The sequence below is a fragment of the Petrotoga olearia DSM 13574 genome (assembly GCF_002895525.1).
GTDB lineage: Bacteria > Thermotogota > Thermotogae > Petrotogales > Petrotogaceae > Petrotoga > Petrotoga olearia.
In genome coordinates, this window is the sequence record NZ_AZRL01000016.1 from 1 (window position 1) to 21,385 (window position 21,385).

At 34.4% G+C, this 21,385-nt stretch carries 15 protein-coding genes, 2 tRNA genes and 1 pseudogene; 5 read left to right on the forward strand and 13 right to left on the reverse strand.

What is annotated here, in order from left to right:
* Nucleotides 1–181, forward strand: a pseudogene (locus tag X929_RS09765) (group II intron reverse transcriptase/maturase); the annotation flags it as partial.
* Between the two features lie 105 nt (nt 182–286).
* Here the strand turns inward: X929_RS09765 and hpf are convergent.
* The 6 genes from hpf to X929_RS05545 all read right to left on the reverse strand — a co-directional run bounded on the left by hpf (nt 287) and on the right by X929_RS05545 (nt 8,204).
* Nucleotides 287–886 (reverse strand): ribosome hibernation-promoting factor, HPF/YfiA family, encoded by a 600-nt coding sequence (gene hpf, locus X929_RS05520; RefSeq protein WP_103067040.1) that lies wholly within the window; start codon nt 884–886, stop codon nt 287–289.
* A gap of 96 nt (nt 887–982) precedes the next feature.
* On the reverse strand, nt 983–3,277 hold the full coding sequence (priA, locus tag X929_RS05525) for a replication restart helicase PriA (protein ID WP_103067041.1): 2,295 nt from the start codon (nt 3,275–3,277) through the stop codon (nt 983–985).
* A 15-nt stretch (nt 3,278–3,292) separates the two neighbouring features.
* On the reverse strand, nt 3,293–5,284 hold the full coding sequence (locus X929_RS05530) for an alpha-amylase family glycosyl hydrolase (RefSeq protein ID WP_103067042.1): 1,992 nt from the start codon (nt 5,282–5,284) through the stop codon (nt 3,293–3,295).
* Nucleotides 5,285–5,341: 57 nt separating this feature from the next.
* The gene (locus tag X929_RS05535) at nt 5,342–6,154 is read right to left on the reverse strand and encodes an Mrp/NBP35 family ATP-binding protein (protein WP_103067043.1); all 813 of its coding nucleotides are present in this window, start codon (nt 6,152–6,154) and stop codon (nt 5,342–5,344) included.
* A gap of 32 nt (nt 6,155–6,186) precedes the next feature.
* Nucleotides 6,187–6,603, reverse strand: a complete 417-nt coding sequence (locus tag X929_RS05540; RefSeq protein ID WP_103067044.1) for an OsmC family protein — start codon at nt 6,601–6,603, stop codon at nt 6,187–6,189.
* A 212-nt stretch (nt 6,604–6,815) separates the two neighbouring features.
* Nucleotides 6,816–8,204 carry a tryptophanase gene (locus tag X929_RS05545; protein ID WP_103067045.1) on the reverse strand — a complete coding sequence of 463 codons (1,389 nt, stop codon included), beginning with the start codon at nt 8,202–8,204 and terminating at the stop codon, nt 6,816–6,818.
* 111 nt (nt 8,205–8,315) lie between these two features.
* On the opposite strand from X929_RS05545, the gene X929_RS05550 reads away from it, so the two are divergent.
* The 3 genes from X929_RS05550 (at nt 8,316) to X929_RS05560 (ending at nt 10,187) form a co-directional block, all read left to right on the forward strand.
* Nucleotides 8,316–8,392, forward strand: a tRNA-Thr gene (locus X929_RS05550).
* Between the two features lie 10 nt (nt 8,393–8,402).
* A tRNA-Gly gene (locus X929_RS05555) sits at nt 8,403–8,477 on the forward strand.
* Between the two features lie 48 nt (nt 8,478–8,525).
* The gene (locus X929_RS05560) at nt 8,526–10,187 is read left to right on the forward strand and encodes a nucleoside kinase (protein WP_103067046.1); all 1,662 of its coding nucleotides are present in this window, start codon (nt 8,526–8,528) and stop codon (nt 10,185–10,187) included.
* A 74-nt stretch (nt 10,188–10,261) separates the two neighbouring features.
* On the opposite strand, the gene X929_RS05565 is transcribed toward X929_RS05560, so the two are convergent.
* The 6 genes from X929_RS05565 to X929_RS05590 form a co-directional block, all read right to left on the reverse strand.
* A complete protein-coding gene (locus tag X929_RS05565) occupies nt 10,262–12,874 on the reverse strand; it encodes a sugar ABC transporter permease (RefSeq protein WP_103067047.1) in 2,613 nt (870 codons plus the stop codon).
* The gene (locus X929_RS05570; protein WP_103067048.1) at nt 12,874–14,628 is read right to left on the reverse strand and encodes an ABC transporter permease subunit; all 1,755 of its coding nucleotides are present in this window, start codon (nt 14,626–14,628) and stop codon (nt 12,874–12,876) included. The genes X929_RS05565 and X929_RS05570 overlap by 1 nt, the downstream gene beginning before the upstream one ends.
* A 113-nt stretch (nt 14,629–14,741) precedes the next feature.
* Nucleotides 14,742–15,944: a sugar ABC transporter substrate-binding protein gene (locus tag X929_RS05575; protein ID WP_103067049.1), complete on the reverse strand. Its 1,203-nt coding sequence runs from the start codon at nt 15,942–15,944 to the stop codon at nt 14,742–14,744.
* A gap of 183 nt (nt 15,945–16,127) precedes the next feature.
* Nucleotides 16,128–17,516, reverse strand: coding sequence for a pyruvate carboxylase subunit B (locus tag X929_RS05580; protein WP_103067050.1), 1,389 nt, complete (start codon nt 17,514–17,516; stop codon nt 16,128–16,130).
* The gene (locus tag X929_RS05585; protein WP_103067051.1) at nt 17,509–17,979 is read right to left on the reverse strand and encodes a QueT transporter family protein; all 471 of its coding nucleotides are present in this window, start codon (nt 17,977–17,979) and stop codon (nt 17,509–17,511) included. The genes X929_RS05580 and X929_RS05585 overlap by 8 nt, the downstream gene beginning before the upstream one ends.
* A 68-nt stretch (nt 17,980–18,047) precedes the next feature.
* Nucleotides 18,048–19,724, reverse strand: coding sequence for a peptidylprolyl isomerase (locus tag X929_RS05590; RefSeq protein ID WP_103067052.1), 1,677 nt, complete (start codon nt 19,722–19,724; stop codon nt 18,048–18,050).
* 442 nt (nt 19,725–20,166) lie between these two features.
* On the opposite strand from X929_RS05590, the gene X929_RS05595 reads away from it, so the two are divergent.
* The gene (locus X929_RS05595) at nt 20,167–20,490 is read left to right on the forward strand and encodes a hypothetical protein (protein ID WP_103067053.1); all 324 of its coding nucleotides are present in this window, start codon (nt 20,167–20,169) and stop codon (nt 20,488–20,490) included.
* Nucleotides 20,491–20,494: 4 nt separating this feature from the next.
* Here X929_RS05595 and X929_RS05600 read toward each other — a convergent pair whose 3' ends face one another.
* The gene (locus X929_RS05600) at nt 20,495–21,343 is read right to left on the reverse strand and encodes a GNAT family N-acetyltransferase (RefSeq protein ID WP_103067054.1); all 849 of its coding nucleotides are present in this window, start codon (nt 21,341–21,343) and stop codon (nt 20,495–20,497) included.
* Nucleotides 21,344–21,385 lie beyond the last annotated feature (42 nt).

The window sequence follows — 21,385 nt, forward strand, 5'->3', positions numbered from 1 at the left end:
AAACTTAGTCAAATTAGGACTAAAAACTAACAAAGCATGGGGATATGCAAATACAAGAAAAGGCTATTGGAGAATCTCCAACAGCCCAATACTTTCAAGAACACTAACTAATAAACGCCTTAAGGAAATGGGTTTAACTTCGATCCTGGAAACGTATAACTTAAAACATCAATTCTGTTGAACCGCCTTATACCGGATAGAACAGGCTTCCGCCTCTTAAGGATACGTATGGTGGTGTGGGAGGACGGTAGATAAATTAATTATCTACCTCCTACCTGATTAACAATTATTCATTGAATTCTATGAGTCCTAAATCTCCATCTTTTCTTTCGTAAAGCACGCTGATAGCGTCATTTTCTGGATTTCTGAAAACGAAAAATGAATGGCCTAACAGTTGCATTTGTAACATTGCTTCTTCTACATTCATAAGGGTTAGATCGAAATTTTTTGTTCTCACGATTTTGGGGGCATTGGGTTTTTCTTCGCCCACAGTTTCACTTTCATCATTGAAATTAAGATCATTGATGTTGGTATTTAGAAAGTTTTGTTCTATTTCCATCCGTACTTTTTTATCCGCTCTACTTTGTTCTTGTAAACGATTTTTTAGCTTTCTTATTTTTCTTTCCAAAGAATCTGTTACCTTATCTATAGCCTCATAAAGATCGTTACTTCTTTCTTCTACTTTTATGATTTTGCTTAAAGCTTTAATATGCGTAGTTATTTCAACTTTGTAAATGCCTCTCTCTTTTGTGATTCTGACGTCAGAGGGAGAGACAATATCAGGATGTTTTTTGAGCAGATGGTCTGGTTTACTCATTCTTTTTTCGATATAATTCTCTAAAGCTTCAGTGAGTTCTACTTCTTTGGTATAAACTTTATACTCCATCTAAATCACCTCCAAATTTGAATAGTTGCTATACTTATCTATGGTGTATATCTATATTTTGACGTTAAACATGGAACGACGTTTTCATAACAATATTTATACTAAAGTAGTGGGAGGATTAACATAAATTTTGATGTCTTTGTAATATGTTTTAAGCGTTGAGAATAAAAACTCATGATTTTTCTTTTTGCTTTTTATAATGATTTGATTCCTGTGATTTCCCCTTAGTTTGGAAATGATAGGCACAACTGGTCCTAATATTTCAAAATCATCTTGATTTTCAATTTTACCCAACTCTTCCACGATTTCATTTGCTTTTGCTTTTGCTTTATCAGCAGAAGGGTGGTTCACTAAAATCAAAAACAAGGTTACAAATGGAGGATAACCGTATATTTTCCTTTGTTCAAGATCATTCTTTGCAATCAGATCAAAATTGTGATCAATCAAAGATTTATAAATATTATTTTCTGGTTGAAAACTTTGAATGATAACTTTGCCTCTTTCTTTTCTGCCAGACCTCCCAGCAACCTGCATAAGCAATGAGGCTGTACTTTCTTGGGCGTTGTAGTCGGGGAAGTTGATATATCTATCAGCATCAAGAATGACTACTAAATCCAAATCTTGAATATCTAAACCTTTAGTGATCATCTTAGTTCCTACAACGATCTTTTTCCCTGGTTCTTTCATGAAATTAAAAGTGTTTTGTAAATCTTTGAATGTTTTTATAACCGTTCTATCTACTCTTACCAAGGGTTGTGAAGGGAACAATTTAGCTAATTCAGACAAAACTCGTTCAGTCCCAAAACCTCTGGATTGTAGTTTAAACCCTCCACATTTCGGGCAAAAATTTGGTAATTCACTTTCTTTACCACAGTAATGGCAACTTAATTTTCTTTCTTTTTTATGAAAAGTTAATGAAACATCACACTCATCACATTTAAATATATATCCACAATCGCTGCAAATTACATAATTGGCATAACCTCTTGTTGGTGTAAAAACAATTATTTTTTTATTTTTTTTCAAAGAGATTTCTATATTTTCTACTACCTTTTTACTGAATATCCAGTTGTATTTTTCATCCTTTTTCATATCAACTATCTGTACTTCAGGCATTTCAGTAAAGTACCTTGTTTTTATTTTTTCAAGATAAAAAGAGTTTGTTTTCGCCATGTGTAGATCAACCATCCGTGGGGTAGCTGATGAAAGTATTAGCTGAATATCTTCTAACTCTTTTCTAAAACAGGCTGTATCTATCGCATCGTAACTAACGTTTTCTATCTGATAGTAAGATTGATCATGTTCTTCATCGATTATTATCATTTTCAAATCTTTCATGGGTATAAAGATGGCACTTCTTGTCCCTATGACTAAGTCCAATTCACCATTTACTGCTTTATACCATGTCTGTACTCTTTCACTACTTGTAAGCCCAGAATGGTAAAATGCAGCATTGTAATTAGCGAACCGTTTTTTTAACCTGTTCATTAGCTCTGAGGTTAAGGAAATTTCTGGAACTAAAAGAAGTACTTTTCCACCATTTTTCAAAATAGGCTTAGCCACCTCGAAAAATACTTCGGTTTTACCGCTACCTGTAACTCCGTACAATAAATGAGGTTTGTCAGGATTTACCTGTATTGATTTAACTGCTTGTCTCTGTTCTTTACTTAAAGAAACTTCTATATTTTCTTCGCTGGTGGCTGAACTTTCTGATAATTCTATTATACCTTTTTTCCATAATGTATTCAAAACTGTGGAACCTTTTTTCACAATACCTTGTGAGTATAGATCGCTTTCTAAGGTCTCGCCGTTTATGGATAGATAGTTTATTACCTCTCTAGCAGTTTTTGATACATTGAACTTCCATGTCTCTTTTAAGTCCATTTTTAAACTAACAAACTTGTCTATTTTTTTTGTAAATTCTTTTCTATAAAGTTCTATCTCAATTAAATTCGAATCTAAATATTCCCTTAACTGTTTGTTTGCTTTTGATGTGTTATCAAAAGATTGTAAAAATTGCTTGTAAAAAACGGGCTTTTGAATAGGAGCTAAAGAACTTTTTGGTAATATCCTTAATTTATATATATCTGAAGAAAGAGGAGGGAAAAACAATCTTGCAACTTCTCCAATAGGTGCCATAAATTTGGAGCTTACCTTTTCCATAAGTCTGATGTGACTTTCGTTTAATAAACTTTTATTATCCAATGGAAATGCGATCTCTTTTATTTTGTTGAATTCAGTGCTTTCTGATTCTTTGTAAATTAAACCAGAAATGAACTTACCTCTTAAATCAACGATCACCCTTTGACCAATCTCTAATTTTTTGTCACTTTTGTATGTAAACCCATTAAAAACCATATGCCCTATAGGAATAACTTCATAATAATGCATCAAAAACCTCCAACTTTACTCACTAACAAGTACAAGAAAACTTTTACCAGGTATTTCCTCAATAGTATCAAAGCTTTTCCCTGTAAAAACATCTATGTAATTTCCTTGCAAGTCATGCTCAATTTCAATTTGTGAATCTTTAGAATTAAGTGCGATTATAACGTTCTCGGATTTGTAGCTTCTTTCATATATAAGAACACTTTCATCAGCGTACAATACTGTATAATCACCTTTTCTCAAGGCATTACTTTCTTTTCTTAATTCGGCAAGCTGGGAATATAATTCTAAAGTTTCCATATTCCATTTGTTATCGTCCCAGTAAAATGGAACTCTACAAAATGGGTCTGTGGTTCCTGTCATGCCTATCTCATCACCATAGTATATTAGAGGTGATCCTATAAACGTCATTTGAAGAACCACAGCTAATTTCATTCGCTGTGTATCTTCACCTAGGGCCGTTAGTATTCTTTCAGTATCATGTGAACCTAAAAGGTTCCACAACCCATGCAGTACTTGTGGCGGATATTTGTCTATATATGCGTTGGTGGTATTAACAAAATTAATAGACCTTCCACCTTTAGCATAAGCAATAGCTGCATCTCTGAAGATGTAATTCATAACCGAGTCGAAGCTTGGATCTTCAAAATAAGAAGTGGCATCTCTCCAAAATTCTCCCACAACTAAAATTTCTTGGTCTATGTTTTTAATGTTTTCGTAAAGAGCCGACCAATAACTTTCAGGAAGTTGATCAACCGCATCCATTCGCCATCCATCTATACCAAAACTCATCCATTTACCTATTACGTGATTAATGTATGCTCGCACCTTTGGATTTTCGTTGTTTAATTGAGGGAGATCAGCGTATCCATGCCAACCTTCGTAACTTTCTGTAGATTTTTTGATAGGAAATGACTTAATATAATACCAATCCAAATAATCGGATTTTTCTTGTTTGAGAAAGTTTTCTTTCATAGCGAAAAATTCAGTTCCGGTATGATTAAAGACACCATCTAAGATTACTTTGATATCTGATTCATGTAATGCTTTCAACATATTAGAAAAGACCTCATCATTACCAAAAGAATCATCAATTCTTAGATAATCAGTTGTATCGTATTTATGAGGAGTCTGGGCTTCAAAAATGGGATTGAAATAGATTGCTTCCACTCCTAAATATTCTAAATAATCAATTGAATCAATGACTCCTTGAAGATCCCCACCATAAAAACCAAAAGAAAGAGAATTTCTGTTGTGTGGACCATTCCAACTGTATGTTCCTTTAGGATCATTTGAAGAATCACCATTTCTGAACCTATCAGGAAATATTTGATAATAGATCCTTCCTTTTGACCACTCTGGTATATCAAAATACGAAATTATAGGATGATTAAAGTCGAATTCAAAAAATTCTTCTGATCCGTTGAAACCGTATATTATTTCTTCCCCATCGTAAATTAAAAATCGATACTTTAAAACTTCTGATTCTGTAAATATGTGGAATCTATAAAGAATGGTATTATCGAATTCTATTACGGATTTTTGTACGGATGAGGCGTTAGCTTGTAGTTCAACGTCTTCAACATCATTTTTTTCGAATTCTATTGAAAGATATATTTCTCCCTTTTGTACTGGATTTATGTATCTTCTTTGGTTATCGAAATAAACGTTTTTAACTTTTCCATCTCCAACTTTTGAAAAAGCATATGCCTCTTGAACGGTGCGTACATTGAAGATTTCTCCGTTATATGCTGTTATCTTATCGTTTGAAAAATCTATCGTTCTTTTACCATCTACGATGAATTTATAGAGGTATTCACCAGGCTCTAAATCAGCGTTATAACGCCACAGGCCTGTGAAGCTTTTTTCCATCGGTACCGGTTCAAAGTCGTTAAAACTCGCAACTAAATAAACAGAAGTAGCTTCTTTTGAGTATAAAAAAGAAGTATTTGCCGAAAAAGAAACAACAACAGAAAAAATTATCGTTATAAGGAAAACCAATTTTTTCATAAATATAACCCCCCAGATGAAAAGAAGTTTACAGGCTTGAGATAATGATCTTAAACCCTATTCACGAACCGTTTCTACTTTTTCTATTACCTTCTTACCCAAATTAACGTAGACATTAGTTAGCTCAGGGTTTCCAAAGTAAGCAACAGGTTTACCAGCATCCATGTTTTCCCTGACGGTTGAGTCCAAAGGAATTTGTACAAGTAATTCTAAATTATATTTTTCTGCTAAAACTCTCCCTCCACCTTCACCAAAAATGAAGTGCTTAGTTTTACAATTTGGACAGATGAAATAAGACATATTTTCAACTATCCCGATAATTTGTTTATTCATTTTTTCCACAAAATTAATAGCCCTCTCTACGTCGTCTTGAGAAACGACAGAAGGCGAAGTAACAATCAAAGCACCTTTAATCTTTTCCACGTTTTGGAAAACCGTTAGAGGCTCATCTCCAGTACCTGGGGGTGCATCAATAATTAGATAGTCCAATTCACCCCAAGCAACATCACCAATAAATTGCATTATAGCACCTGTTTTTAAAGGGCCTCTCCAGATAACTGCATCATTATCTTTATCCAGAAATTGTGAAATAGAAATAACTTTTATTCCGTGTACTTCAGGAGGAAGTATTTCTTCTCCCAGGGCAGAAACTTTAGCCTCCCTACCTCCTAACATTCTTACTACATCAGGACCATGTAAATCAACATCTAAAAGACCCACTTTTCTACCTTCTAGAGTCAAAGCTACCGCTAAATTTACTGCAACGGTAGTTTTTCCAACTCCTCCTTTACCGCTCATAACCATAATAACGTTATCGATATTTTCTAGCTTTTTAGAGACCTTCTCTTTTTGTTCTTGTAAGTTAGCCATTCTATTCCTCCCAACAATCATTGTACTTATATTTACTCAACGATCTTTACTTCGTATGTAATCTCTGTAGAACCTCTAAAAGTAGCGCTTGCTCCACAATATTTTTCTTGCGAAAGTTGAGCGGCTCTTTCTAATTTATCTATGGGTAGATCCTTCCCCTTAAACTCGTAAATTATGTGAATCTTTGTATATTTTTTGGGATGCTCCTGGCTTCTTTCTGTTAATATTCGCAAATTTAATTCATCGTACTTTACTTTCATTTTGTTTAGAATAGTTACTACGTCTATTCCTGTACATCCACCTAAACCAGCAATTAAATACTCCATGGGGCGTGCAGCCGAGTCATAACCGAGGTTCTCTGGAGTTGCGTCCACATGAATATCATGACCAGAGGGCGTTTTCATGTAAAAATGACTTCCGTGTGTGTTTTGCAGTAAAAATTCAGACATCCTTAACATCTCCTTCATTTTAGTATTATTTTACAGTCCGTAGAAACTCCAAAACTTTGTATATAGCCCCCTTTGTCCCGAAAACTATACCACTATTAGTCCTTATAGGATCTATTCCAACTTTTGTCGTCTTTATGCTAATTCTAAGGTGTTTGAGCTTAATCCTTTCTAACACTATATTATATCATGAAAAAGTGATTTATAAATTGAAATTAAGTTTCTATAGGTTTTAATCTTGCCATAAAATGTCTTAGGATTTTCGCCTCGTATGTGAATTCTAATCCCTTTAGTGAATTAGAAATCTCTCGTACCGCTAGTAGCCCTTCAACAACATAATCAAGGTGATTGTAGGTGTAGACTCTTCTGGGGATGGCTAATCTCAAAAATTCAAAAGGAGATTCAAGCTGTTCACCAGTCTGAGGATCTCGTCCCATCATTAATGATCCAACTTCTACACCACGAACTCCAGACTCTAAATAAAGTGCGTTTGCCAACGCTTGAGCTGGAAACTGGTAATAAGGTATATGGGGAAGCAATTTTTTAGCATCCACAAAAACAGCATGACCTCCAGTTGGATATTGAATTGGTACTCCACCCTCTCTTAACCTATCTCCTAAGTATTTTACTTGTTTTATTCTATAGTCCAGATAATCAATTTGAATTCCTTCTTTTAAGCCTCTTGCCATGACTTCCATATCTCGACCGGCTAAACCACCGTATGTAGGGAATCCTTCTAAAGGAACAAGAGCTGCTTTTACTTGATTATAAAGATCTTCATCATTTTTTATCCCGATTAATCCGCCGATATTTACTATGGCGTCTTTTTTTGCACTCATTGTGAATCCATCGGCGTAACTAAACATCTCTTTCACTATTTCTTCTATAGATTTTTCAAAGTACTCTTTTTCTCTTTGCTTTATAAAATAAGCATTTTCAGCGAAACGAGCTGCATCTAAGAATACTCGAATTCCATATTTACCAGCTAATTCACGGACTTGCCTTATGTTTTGCATAGAAACAGGTTGCCCACCTGAACTGTTACAGGTTATAGTTATTATGATAAAAGCAATATTATTGCTTCCTTTATCTGATATAAAGGATTCCAATTTTTCCAAGTCAAAATTTCCTTTAAAGGGATGATAGGTATCTGTATCAAGAGCCTCTTCTATAACTAGATCGACAGGCCTGCCTTTAGCTAATTCGACGTGTGCCTTAGTTGTATCAAAATGCATGTTACTCAACACGTACTGACCAGGTTTTTTAATTAAAAGAGGGAATAAAACCTGTTCGGCTCCTCTACCTTGATGAGTTGGTACAAAATAGTTGTAATCAAAGATTTCTTTGCTTGTTTCTAATAGATGGTAGAAACTTTTACTTCCTGCATACGATTCATCGCCTAACATCAATCCTGACCATTGATTATCGCTCATTGCTCCAGTACCGCTATCGGTCAACAAATCAATGTAGACCTCTTCTGATTTCAATGCAAATAAATTATAGCCAGTCCTTTTTAAGGCTTCTTTTCTTTCTTTTCTAGAAATTCTTTTGATGGGTTCGACCATCTTGATCTTGAAAGGTTCTGGGTCAGCTTTTTTCTCCATTTTTCTCCCCCTTTATTAGATTTTTTCTGCTACACATTTATTTTACCATATTTTAATTTTTTACATTACTTGACGAAAGGAATTAAATATAGTATAATTTATCTTGAAAATGCAGGTGTAGCTTCAGTCGGTAGAGCGCCGCCTTGGTAAGGCGGAGGTCATGGGTTCGAGCCCCATCACCTGCTCCAGAAAATTGATGCGGATATAGCTCAGTGGTAGAGCACTTGCTTGCCAAGCAAGGGGTCGTGGGTTCGAATCCCATTATCCGCTCCAAAACCCGGGTGTAGCCCGGGTTTCACTTTCTGAAAGGAGAAAATTGAAATGGATTTTCAACTGAGAGATGTTGAATCTGGACAAGTATACCATGCTGATGAAAACACCAAATTTATTGATATAGCAAAAAAATTCGAAAAGACCTCCGGAAAACAGGTTTTATACGTGAAATTTAACAACGACATTAAGGAATTGTTCAGCAAAGTATCTAAAAGTGGAAGCATACAGTTTTGCGATATTACAACGCCTGATGGAGTGCGTATTTATAGACGAGGTCTTTTCTTTGTTTTGTATATTGCATTGAAAGAAATCAATCCAGAAGACAGGTTTTATGTGAATAATACCCTCAACGATGCTATGTATTGCGAATTTAAATCTGGAGAACCTTCGGAAGATTATTTATTGTTACTAGAAAACAAGATGAGGGAGATAGTTGAAAAAGACATTGTTTTTGAAAAGAAAACTATAGATAAATTCGATGCTATAAAGATGTTCAAGGAAATAGGAGAAGAAGATAAAGCTCTACTTTTCAAATATCGAAAGAAAAGTACCGTTAATGTATATTACGCTGGCAAATATTTTAACTACTTTTATGGATACCTTCCGTATTCAACAGGATATGTTAATAAATTCAAATTGAAAAAGGTTGAAAAGGGTTTCGTCATAATCCATCCTACAAATCGTTTCCCCCACGACGTTCCAAATTATAGTTATTCTCCTAAGTTGTTTACAACCTTCGAAGAATACAAAAATTGGTTGGATATAATGGAAATAAAAACAGTCGGAGAATTAAACTTTATAATTTCTCAAGGTGCCGAAAGGGTAAGAGAGATCATTCGTGTAGCAGAAGCTTTACATGAACAAAAATACGCACAGATAACTGATGAAATAATAAATAGAAAGAATATAAGATTGATAATGATAGCTGGGCCATCTTCTTCTGGAAAAACAACAAGTGCTAGGAGAATCGCCTTACATCTTAAAGTACATGGGTTAAGGCCAGTTCCAATATCTTTAGATGACTTTTTCTTAGAACGAGAGAAGACACCAAGAGATGAAAACGGTAATTACGACTTTGAAAGTATAAACGCATTGGATTTAGAATTGTTCAACAACACAATGATTGATTTGATAAAGGGAAAAGAAGTTATACTTCCAAAATTCGATTTCAAAACTGGTACAAGATTTTGGTCAGAAGAAACTTTAAAAATAAATGAAAATCAGCCTATTATTATAGAAGGTATTCATGGTTTGAACGAACGACTAACCACTTCTATTTCAAAAGAACAAAAGTTTAAAATCTATGTGAGTTCTTTAACCCAAATGAATTTAGACAGTATGGATAGAATTCCTACAACGGATACTCGACTAATAAGAAGGTTAGTGAGAGATTATTATTTTAGAGGTTATTCAGCTGCAGATACATTAAAGATTTGGCATTCAGTAGTAAGTGGCGAACATAAAAATATATTTCCCTTTCAAGATGAAGCAGACATTATGTTCAATTCTCACCTAGTTTACGAGCTTTCAGTTTTGAAGTTATTTGCTGAACCTCTATTGCTATCTATTGATAACTCTCATCCTGAATATTCAGAGGCAAAAAGGTTACTAAGATTTTTGGACTACTTTCTCCCCATTACAGAGCTCGATGAAATACCCAAAACTTCAATAATAAGAGAATTCATAGGCAAAAGTTCTTTTGTATATTAATTTAGATAAAAAACAGTCATAGTATACCTAAAAAAAGGAGACATGTAATTTGCATGTCTCCTTTTTCCTAATGATTAACCTTTTACAGAGCCTTGAGTTAATCCTCCGATTATCCATCTTTGGAGAGACAAAAATAGAATTATCATTGGGACCGCCCCCAATAGCGAGGCTGCGGTGAACAATCCCCACTCTGTTTCGTATGGTCCTGTGGAGAATGTTTGCAATCCAACAGCATAGGTATAATTTGCTTCGCTCTGTAATATTATTCTTGCCATAACAAACTCGTTGAATATGTTCATGAAGGTAAGTATCATAACAACAGCAATTATGGGTAGAGATAGAGGCAAAACAATCCTCCAAAAGGTTTGGAACCTCGTAGCACCGTCAATCATTGCAGATTCTTCCAAAGAATCTGGGATAGTGTCATAGTAACCTTTGAACAGCCACATGTTGTAAGCAATTCCTCCCATGTATGCAAAGATCAATCCATCTAAAGAATCCAAACCAAATACTCCAAAGTTATCACCCATAAATTTCAATATACCATAAATTGCTATCATAAACATTACTCCTGGGAACATCTGAATTATCATCAAGAAAAATAATCCCTGTTTTCTTCCTACAAATCTCATCCTTGAAAAGGGATAGGCTGCAATGGAGGTTATTAAAACAGTTAATACTGATGTTATACCAGCTACCATTATGGAATTTAGGAGCCAGCGCATGAACGGTTTTCTAACTTTTGCTGACCAATCTTCTTGCAAAAAATAAAGATTTTTATCAATATTCCTAAGTTTAGACTTTAATTCGGAGTAATCTGTGTAATTTGCTAGATCACTAACTATCCTTGAGGCACGAGCTATATCAGCCGAAGCTTTCCCGTATTGCGTGTTGTAAAGTGTTTCAATCTCAGAAAGTGGTTCTATAGTAGTCACGTTACCACCTTGATTCAAAGTAAGATATTCAGTGAGATTTGTTTTAAATATATTAATATTTTCTTCCATTTGATTTTGGATAACTGTTAATTTTTCTCTTCCTTGGTCAAATCTTTGCTTTGATTCCAACAGATTGTTGTACCAATTCATTAATACGTATCTGTTACGATCAGGAGTAAAATACGGATAATATTTTGAACTCACGAAGGATGCGTAGTTCGTTGATTCAAAGTTATTGGAAATTTCTTGATTGGCACTTTCCAAATAAACTAACAAAAAAGGAATGTTTTGTAATTTTTCTAAATTGTTTAAGGGTTCTTCATTTTCTCCCTTGATTTGGGCAAGTGTGGTTTGAATTTCGTTCTTTTGTTCTCTTAAATTAATTAGTTGAGCGCTGTATTGGGCTAATTGACGAGTATTTGAACTGTATTGTGATGTTAGTGGAAGTAATTCGTCTATGCTTCCAGAAAGTTTTAAAGTTGAACTTTTTGCCGCTTGATAACTTGGTAAAATTGATTTTGAATCTTTTATGGCGTATATTTTTGTGAAGTTTTCGTTTAAAAATTGATAGACTTCAGTGAGAAGTTCGAGCGTTTCAACAAAACCGTTTTCGATGAATATATCTATAGAATTCAAAATCTCGTAAGAAGAAGGAATGATCTGAGAAAATTTTTGAACGTGATCGTAAAAAGATTTATCTTCACCAAATAATGGTGACTTTCCTTCCACATTCGTTAAATCTTGTCCCTTAAGTATGTTGTAAGAAGCATGTAATCGCTCTTTTTCGACTATGAATATATCAAAAAGTGCGGATAAACTGTTGAATATTTCACTGTTTTGTCTTTCTAAAAGCGCTTGTTGTGAAGTGATTTGGGATATTTGTGAATTTATATAGTTTAATTCTGCTTCTAATTGGGATATTTGGCTTATGGACTGACCATATAATTCGTTGGCTTGTAATTGAATATCTTCTTGTACCTTTTCTATTTCTGTTTCAATTGAATCCCATCTTTCAGACAATGATAAAATGCTTTCCTCAAACCTTTCAGCTTCGGGCTCTTCGTTTATCCATCTCCTATACGTTCTTACCTTCCAAGCAGAAGTTTTCAGCGGGATTTGCAGTATTGTATTCATAGTTTCTATATAGTATTCACTATCTTTATTTAAAGAGCTACTTTCCAAGTTGGTCATTATTTCTTTTCTTTGATTAAAATACTCGCTTAGCAACATTTGCAATTGTGTAGTGTCAACGTTTATACCCATACTTTGGGATAGATTTAATATTGTGGTTAACTCTTCTTGGAAGGTTTGATAATCTTCATTCCTTATTTTGTTGATATCGTTGTAAAACTGGTCTTTGTACTGGGTCTCGTAAAGTGTAAATATCTCATCATACGAACTTTCTAAATCTTCAAAGTTGTTTTGAGTTTCGGAAAAGTATTCTTCCAAACTGGTTATAAATTTCATTGATTCTTTTTGTGCTTCTGTTAGAGATAGCCCGCTGTATTCTCCGATGTACGAACTAAGAGAGTTCAGTTCGTTTATTAATTCAGGTACATTTGGAGTTTGAAGGATTAAATCTTTGTAATTATTTACGGTCAATCTGTTAGAAAACAATTTTGGTGAAAAAGCGGCATTATCTCTTCTTATCGATGTAGAAATCAACCATACAAGAGGAAAGAGTATTACAACAACGCAGATTATTAATATTATATGCCTTAAAGTGTAATTTTTCTTTTCGATCATGGCCATTATCTACTCACCTCTTCGAATGAACCTGAGAATCTAAAGTTAAAGTAACTAAACACAGCTATTATTGCAAATATGATCATCGAAATAGCGGAAGCAAAGCCAAAGTCCTGTCCCTGTGATCCTTCAAAGGCTAATTTATATACGTAAGATATCAAAATGTCCGTTGAACCTGCCGGTGTGTTCGTTCCCGCCATTGCAGGTCCACCACCTGTAAGGAGATAGATTAATGTAAAATTGTTAAAATTGAAGGCAAAACTCATAACGAGTAATGGCGCAACAGCGACCATCAAAAGGGGTAATGTTATCTGCCTGAACTGTTTCCATCTGGTCGCACCATCTATAACGGCTGCTTCGTATAGTTCGCCTGGAATACTTTGTAAAGCACCAAGGTTTATAGTCATCATGTAAGGAAATCCTAACCAGGTATTCGTTATCAGTATTGCCACTTTTGCCCAAAATGGATCGTTCAGCCATTTAACTGGGTTTATTCCTAAGTTTCCCAATATGAATCTGTTGATTATCCCGTATGTTTCGTTGAAGAATCCATTTCTCCAAACCAAAACCGAAATAAATGCTGGTATCGCCCACGGTATTATTAGTAAAGTTCGGTACACAACTTTTCCTTTAAGGTTTACATCGTTTAGAAGTAAAGCAAACGCGAGTCCAACTACAAAAGTGAGAAGAACACTTAAACCTGCGTAGGCAAAAGTCCAACCAAAAATTTTAAAGAATGGTCCAGAAATTCGTGGATCGGTTATTATTTTTGCAAAGTTTTCTCCACCTATATAGTCTTTATAACCTATTAATCTGTACAATTCTCCATTCTCATTGTAATCCCAAAAGGCTGAGTCCCTTTCAACCAATTCTTTGTTGGTAAGAGTGTTCACTACAACTGTTTTGTATATCTCTCTTTCTCCGTCAACTATAACTTTAACCGATGTATCGTAAACCCTATAGGCTTCTGAGAATTTTCTGAATATTGTTGAACTAGAGAGACGGAAGTTTTGATCTTGCAACACCAAATTTAAAGATTTCAAATAATTCTGTCTCAATACAGAGTTGTAAAATGCTGAATTAGTGGAGGTAAGTGGATCAACTGGAGAATAAAAATAAGTGTATCTGATTTCTCCATCTTTTTCAATGGCTATTATTGAATCATTGCCATTGGTTCCTAAACTTTCCGTGGGGCGTATTATTTTGTAAGTGGCATTGTTTACAGTTATTTGGTCTCTTTCAATAGGAAACAATTCTGATTCTGCATATATTAGGTTACCTCTCGAATCGTACTCTAAAGTTTCGGGTTTTTCGGATAAATACATATTTTTTTCGTCATATAAAAGTAATAAAAAGTCTTCGGTTGGTTTGTATTGCTCATCGTATCTGACGAATACTTTGAAATCGTAGGTTTTTGGATTTTCTGGCTCAAAGTAGTACGTTGGATCTGTGAGGAGAGTATCTATAGCGTTTGTTCTAGTGAATAAATGTCCCGTTCCATAATTAGTGAATGACGTATCTATCGTATAATAAATTGGATATATAGTTAAAATAAAGAGAAAAAACAAAGCAGGTAAAGTATATCTGTATGGGTAAGCTTTTTTGGAAAAAATCGCCCAATCCGTCAAAACAAGAAAAATACTTATAACTATGCCTAATCCATAGTTGGCAAGTATGAATAGAAGAAGTATTGCCCATACAAGGAGTGCATTCATAACTCCAATGAATATCCATATTAAAAACGTAGTGAACTTATTCATGAACTGCCCCTCCCAAAAATTTTAGCTTTAAAAAAAAGGAGAGGAAGTTAACCTCCCCTTCTTGTTATTTAATCTTTTTATATTTTAATCTTAAAGATCGATCAAAGGTTAAATTACAAAGCTGCTTTTATCTTTGATACGGCATCGTTAAGAGCGTCTTCTGGTGTTTGTGTTCCGTTTATAATGTTGTTTAGAGCATCATTCATAGGTTGCCATACAGATTGCATTGCTGGTATATTCGGCATTGGTTCTCCACCAGCTGCACTTTCTGTGAAGGCAGCAACTATTTCAGCAGGAACCGGACCACCTTGTTCTTCAATTATCTGAGAAACATCTATTCTTGAAGGCAATCTTGGGTCAGCGATATAGAATTGATATATTCCTTCAGCCGTTGCTAAATAATTAATGATGAACTCCATAGCGAATGCCTTGTTTTGTGATCTAGAATTGATCATTAGCCCTTGTACACCAACAAATGGCTTCATCGTTTTACCTGGTTCAACCTCTATGCTTGTTAATGGAACTACTCCGAAATCCACACCCGCATCTAAGTATGCTTTTACAGCCCATGGACCGTTTATTATCATGGCAGCCAAACCATCCATGAACATGGAATCCATAATATTGTAGTTCATACCTTGTGGCATTATACCTTCTTCGAAGAAACTCCTCAAAAGATATCCAGCTTTTATAGCTCCTTCATTGTTCATTCCTATATCAGATATATCGTAACCAGTCCTAGAATCATAATCAAAGACATAAGCACCATATCCAGTAAAGAAACCATAAACATGATAAAAATCATTAGCAGTAACAGCAAATCCGACCGTTTCATCTGTGGTAAATTCTTTTGCTAAAGCCTTTAACTCGTCTATGCTTGTTGGCACTTCCTCATCGCTTACATAATCACGATTATAGAATAATCCAACTGCCTCAATAGCGTATGGCAATCCATACAACTTGCCTTCATATGTGAATGCTTGAATCCCTGATGGAGCAAACTTGTTAAGTTCGATAGCAGATATTGGAATAGGTTCAAGTAGACCATTTAATGCTAATTCTCCAACCCAGTCGTGAGCCCCAACTATTATATCTGGGCCTTCTCCTGCCTGAGCCGCTGTTAGGAATTTTGACTTGATATCACCGAAAGTAACCATTTGGACGTCAACGTTAATGCCTGTATCCCTGGTAAACTGTTGCCCAATTCTTTTCATGAAATCAACTTGTTTTTCTGAAGACCACACGGTTAAAGTTTGTGAAAATAGTGAAAGAACTCCTACTAACATTACCAAAGTTAAAATTAAGCCTTTTTTCATCTTAATACCCCCTTTTGAGTGTTTTTTTCCTTATGGAAACGTTTTTACTAAAATAATTATAACAAATAAATGTACATTTTCAAATCATGATTATTGGTGATTAAAACCGATTAGAGGGAATTATCAAGAATTATTTCCGATTAGGAGCAAAAATCTCAGTTTTTCAACGTTTTACCTGTAAATTTAAATAGGATAGATGATAGTATCTTCATTTTGAAAGCTTTCCGCAAGGTTTAGATCGATATTAAGGGAACGAACATATTTATTTTTCAAGAATTTTTTACCAACTTCTTTGAATAGAACGTAGGTTAGTAAGTCTTCTTCATTTTGAGCTAATATTCCTATTTCTTTTTTTGCTTTTTCTAGCTCTGGCTCTAAATCGTCTGCTGGTCTATGGTCGATGGGCTTTTCATTGTCCAAAGCTAATTTGTATAATTCTTCGTCTACTGGGGCAGGAGGTTTTCCATAGAGACCTTTCAAATAATTTTTTACCTCGTTGGTTATCATCGAATATCTTTTACCTGTTAATACGTTTAAAACAGCTTGGACTCCAACGATCTGACTAGTGGGGGTCACCAAAGGAGGATATCCCAAATCCTTGCGAACCCTAGGTACTTCTTGTAGAACTTCGTTTAATTTATCTTCAGCCTTTTGGGACTTCAATTGAGAAATTAAATTAGAAAGCATACCTCCAGGGATTTGAGCATTTAATATTCTGGCATCTATTGATTCCATCTTGACATCGTATTCACTGTATTTTGATCTTACTTTCCAAAAATGGTCAACCAATCTCATTATTGTTTTTGTATTTAGATCCAAGTCGTATGTGTAGACAAAGGGCTCAATGGCGGGTTCAGATGTGCCATTAGCAAAAGGGCTCAACGCTAAGTCTAGAATATCTGCGCCAGCTTCTACTGCCGCAAAATAAGCCATAGAGGCAAGACCGGTTGTTGCATGAGAATGAATATCAACAGGGATGTCGAATTTTTTCTTGATTTCTTTTACCAAATCATATGCGTCCTTTGGCTTTAACAAACCTGCCATATCTTTTACAGCGATTGAATCGACGCCTCTTTCCACTAATTCTTTTGTATAATTTAAATAATACTGAAGATTATGGACAGGACTAACGGTATAAGATATAGTTCCTTGAACATGAATATTTCTTTTTTTTGCAACTTCTATGGACTTTTCCAAGTTACGAATATCGTTTAGAGCATCGAAGACTCTGATGATGTCCATCTTGTAATCGGCTACTTTGTTTACGAATAATTCCACTACGTCGTCCGCATAATTTCTATATCCAACTAAATTTTGCCCTCTCAAAAGCATTTGGATTTTGGTATTTTTTAATTTTTCTCTTATGGTTTGTAGCCTTATCCATGGGTCCTCGTTGAGGTATCGTATGCATGAATCGTACGTGGCTCCACCCCATACCTCCATTGAATAATATCCAACTTGATCGAAGTCTATTAATTGGTCTTCAAAATCTTCCATTTTTAATCTCGTTGCGATTAAAGATTGTTGACCATCTCTTAAAGTTGTATCGACTATATATGGTTTTTTATTCATCTTTTTCACTCCTTTTGTAGAAATTTCTCTTGAATATCTTTAATATCGGAAGCCCTATAATATACGTTGCAACAGCTTCTCCAACTCCTACCCAAAGTACAGAAAAGAAATATGGCACTCCATACAATGGAGCGACATAAGCGGACACCCCAAAGGCGTTAATCAATATAGGAGGAAGAGGAGCTAGATACTCATTTGGCATCTTCCAAGTTACAATTCCTGCTATCAAGGTCAATAAACTTCCAAACCAAATATCCCAGGCACCCAAACCACCTATTATGTTAGCTAACAATGCTCCTACATAGATACCCGGGATGAATGCAGGATCAAGAAAAGGAAGAATTACAAAAGCTTCTGCAATTCGAACCTGTATAGGGCCGAAACTCATAGGTTGAAATATAATACAAAGAACTACATATAATGCAGCAATTAAAGAGGCTCTAACGACGCGTATTGAACTCATATTCCCTCCAAAATGAAAAATCTGGTAAAGCACTTCAACTCTACCAGATTATTTTTAACTTAAAGTTTTTATTGATTTAAAAGTTGATCTATGTTTTCGAGTATTTGCTGCCTTTGATTTACTCTCTCTTCATCAAGGCTTTCTGGGTTTAATGAATTCAAGGTACCTTTGATTGTTTCGAAATCTTGCCTTACCGATTCAATGTCACCGGTTGAATTATAATAGTTTAAAATGTAGGAATAAATTGTTGCATAATAGTCAAAAGCAATATTAGGATCGTCAGGTTTAAATTGGTATAGTCTTCCTATAATTTCTATGGAATCTGGATTCATTTCTCTTAAGGTTAAAAGAGAATTTTCCAGTGCAATGTTCATTTGTTCAATATCGCTAGTTAATTCATCATATTCGCTCTGAATTTCTTGCTGTGTGAAGATCCCGTAGGTACCTTGTAAATAAGCTAGCTCACTTAAGGTATTCTCTTTTTTTGCCGCTTCATTACGAACGTCTGTTGATTCGGCGGTGTCTTTGAGCTGGCGATAATGTTCTATCTGATTATTTATTTCATCCTTGCTGTATTCAAGAAACTCTGGGTTTGATTGAGCTATATTCAAATAACCCTCAAGATCATTTTTTTGAGAAATTTTCATAGGAAGTAGGTTTTCTACAATGAAAATATAAGAGACATACCACTCTTCAGGTAACTTATTATCGTTTAATATTGTATTACGGTACTTTTTTTCAACATTTGCTAAGTCATCATAAGATTGAGCTTTATAAATATCATATGCGATTTCCAAGGGTTTGTATGAAATTGCAAAGTCATAATTAGACATATATGGATCGTACCAATTGGTAATCTGGTAGTCCACGTAGTTGGTAGTTAATTTATTTTTTATATCGTTATCTAATAATAACTCATCGGCAGTTTCATAAGTCTTTTTGTCTTCAACTAGCACTATCTGATATCCCAAGGAAGAACTTATTGGACCAACTATTTCACCGGGAGTCGAAGAGAGCGATGCTTCAAATATATTTTCAGAAATATCTCCACGTTTTACCCATCCTACCAAGCCACCAACTGAAGCGGTTTGAGTGTCTAGAGAGTTTTTTGAAGCTGCTTGAGTGAAAGAGATCTTATTTTGCAATATCTCAGATTTGATGCTGTTGGCTGTACTTTCATCTGCAGTTACAATCCTACTGATTTTAACCGTATCAAATTGGGTTTTGAAATATTCAAAATTATTAGAAACATAGGTTGATAGTTCTTCTTCGGAAAAATTCGAGAAGTAATTTCTTAATTCGGTGATCACCTCATTTCTATACACTAAGCTGTTAATGAATCCACGAAAATATTCTTCCTTTTCAAAAAACTGTAAGAAAATTTGTTTTGTGCTCTCATTTCCCATGTATTGATTGTACATCTGATCTGTTTCTTGTGAAATCTTCGTCGCATCCAACGTTATTCCATTATCGTTTAAAAACTTTTCCATGGCTTTGTATTCCATTAAAACGTCTGTAATACTTATTAGATCTATTGGTTTGTTAAAATACTGATCGTATTGAGGATTTTGACTCAGCATATTTAATAATGTATTATGATACTCCCCCATCAATTGGTCTAATTCCAAAAAGTAAGATTCGTATATTTGCTGCCCGTCCTTCGAAGTTAAATATGCTGCTGTTTCTGAGAATATTGATACGGATAGAACCATTAGAACACCGAGTACTACTAAAAGTTTTTTCATCCTGAACCTCCTCTGATTTGATAATTTTAATGTTGCTCTGTAACTACTTTTACAACTAAACTTTTTGGGAGCTAATTGTTTGCAGACTTTTCTCTTAAGTCTTGCTTAGTCTTTGTTTGCACCCCTTTGCCAAACGTTAAGGGGTAAACCCCTTAAAAACCCCAAGTTCAAAGTCAAAGTTTCTTGCATAGATCTGCGAAAAACATAGTTTGCACAATGACACAAACAGGACTTCTCTCTCACAATTGTTAAGAGAGATTTTTGCTATTTTAGCAAGCTAAAATAGCAATACTTTCATAATATCTGTTAAAAATTAAAACAACCTTAAAAATTGTGTCAAAAAATTTGACTGATTCGGTTTTAATATGGTATAATCGAATGAAAAATGTATAACTTTTTAGTTAAAAGAAGATTAACCTACCTACAGGAGGGAGGATATAGATTGATTTCTTTAAAAGAGAAATTGATAATGAAAGCCCTATACCACAAGTTTAATAATCAACTACCTCTGTTGGCAACTGAGATCGGCTACAAAAGGGGAAAAAAGTGTCTTTTTTTAGTTTTATACACTCTACAATCTAATATTGAAAAAATAGTATCTTACGATCTCATAAAAAATGGAAACGAGTTTGTTTTTACACTTGATGTTGGAAAAGACAAACATCATCTAAAATTTGAAACAAAGGAAAATTATAAATCTTATTATTTCGTATCTATCAACGACGAATTGAATATTGATGAATTTGTTCAAATAGAGCTCATTTAACTAATCAATGAATGATTCTCTCCATTTCTATCTGCTTTATGAATGTAGAATAATTATTGTCAATCAATGCTTGGTGTAAGGGGTCATCTTCCGGAACTGAGATTAAGACGATTCTAGCTTTTATTTCAAAAAGTTTGGATGTAATATCTTCAATTATTGCATCGAACGCGTAACCCTCTTCAATCGGGGAGGCATCAACTATATAACAATTATCTTTGTTGAATCCCCATACAACGTAGCCGCATTTCTTATTGTTGTCGTATATGATTTCATAGTTGTATCTATTTTCGCTAAGTTTTATGGTGATAGGTTCTCTTTGCCAATTTGGTTTTCTTTTAAATCTAAATTTTGCGTCAGTAGCCATTTCATAGATCACATCTGAAGTAGTTTGTTCGTATTTAAAATGAGTATTTGTTGGTTCATCTTTTTCCTTAAAGAAAGAAGCCAGCTCTCTTTTTGCTCTAAAACCATGTTTATTATAAAATCTTATAGACCTTTCATCACTTTGGGCAACCTCTAAAATTATTCTCTCTATTTCTTTCCATTTTAGTGTTTCAATTGTACGAAAGATAATTTCAGAAGCCAATCCTTTTCCCCTAAATTCTTCTTTTACTCCAATTGAATCAATTCTTCCAACATCTTTTCGTATTGATATAATGCTAAATCCTACAGGCATACCATCAGAAAAAGCTATAAAAGAATCTTCCAAGGAAATAGAGTTTTCTTTTACATCTTTTTCAAAACTTTCCAAATTCCAATTTATGGGGAAAACATAGTCTTTAAATACATCATTAACAAGGTCAATAACAACACTAGTCGGAACATTTTTTAATGAATTATAAGTAATCATCATTCCCCCCTCCTTTCTCTTAACAAAAATTAAATCATATAATCC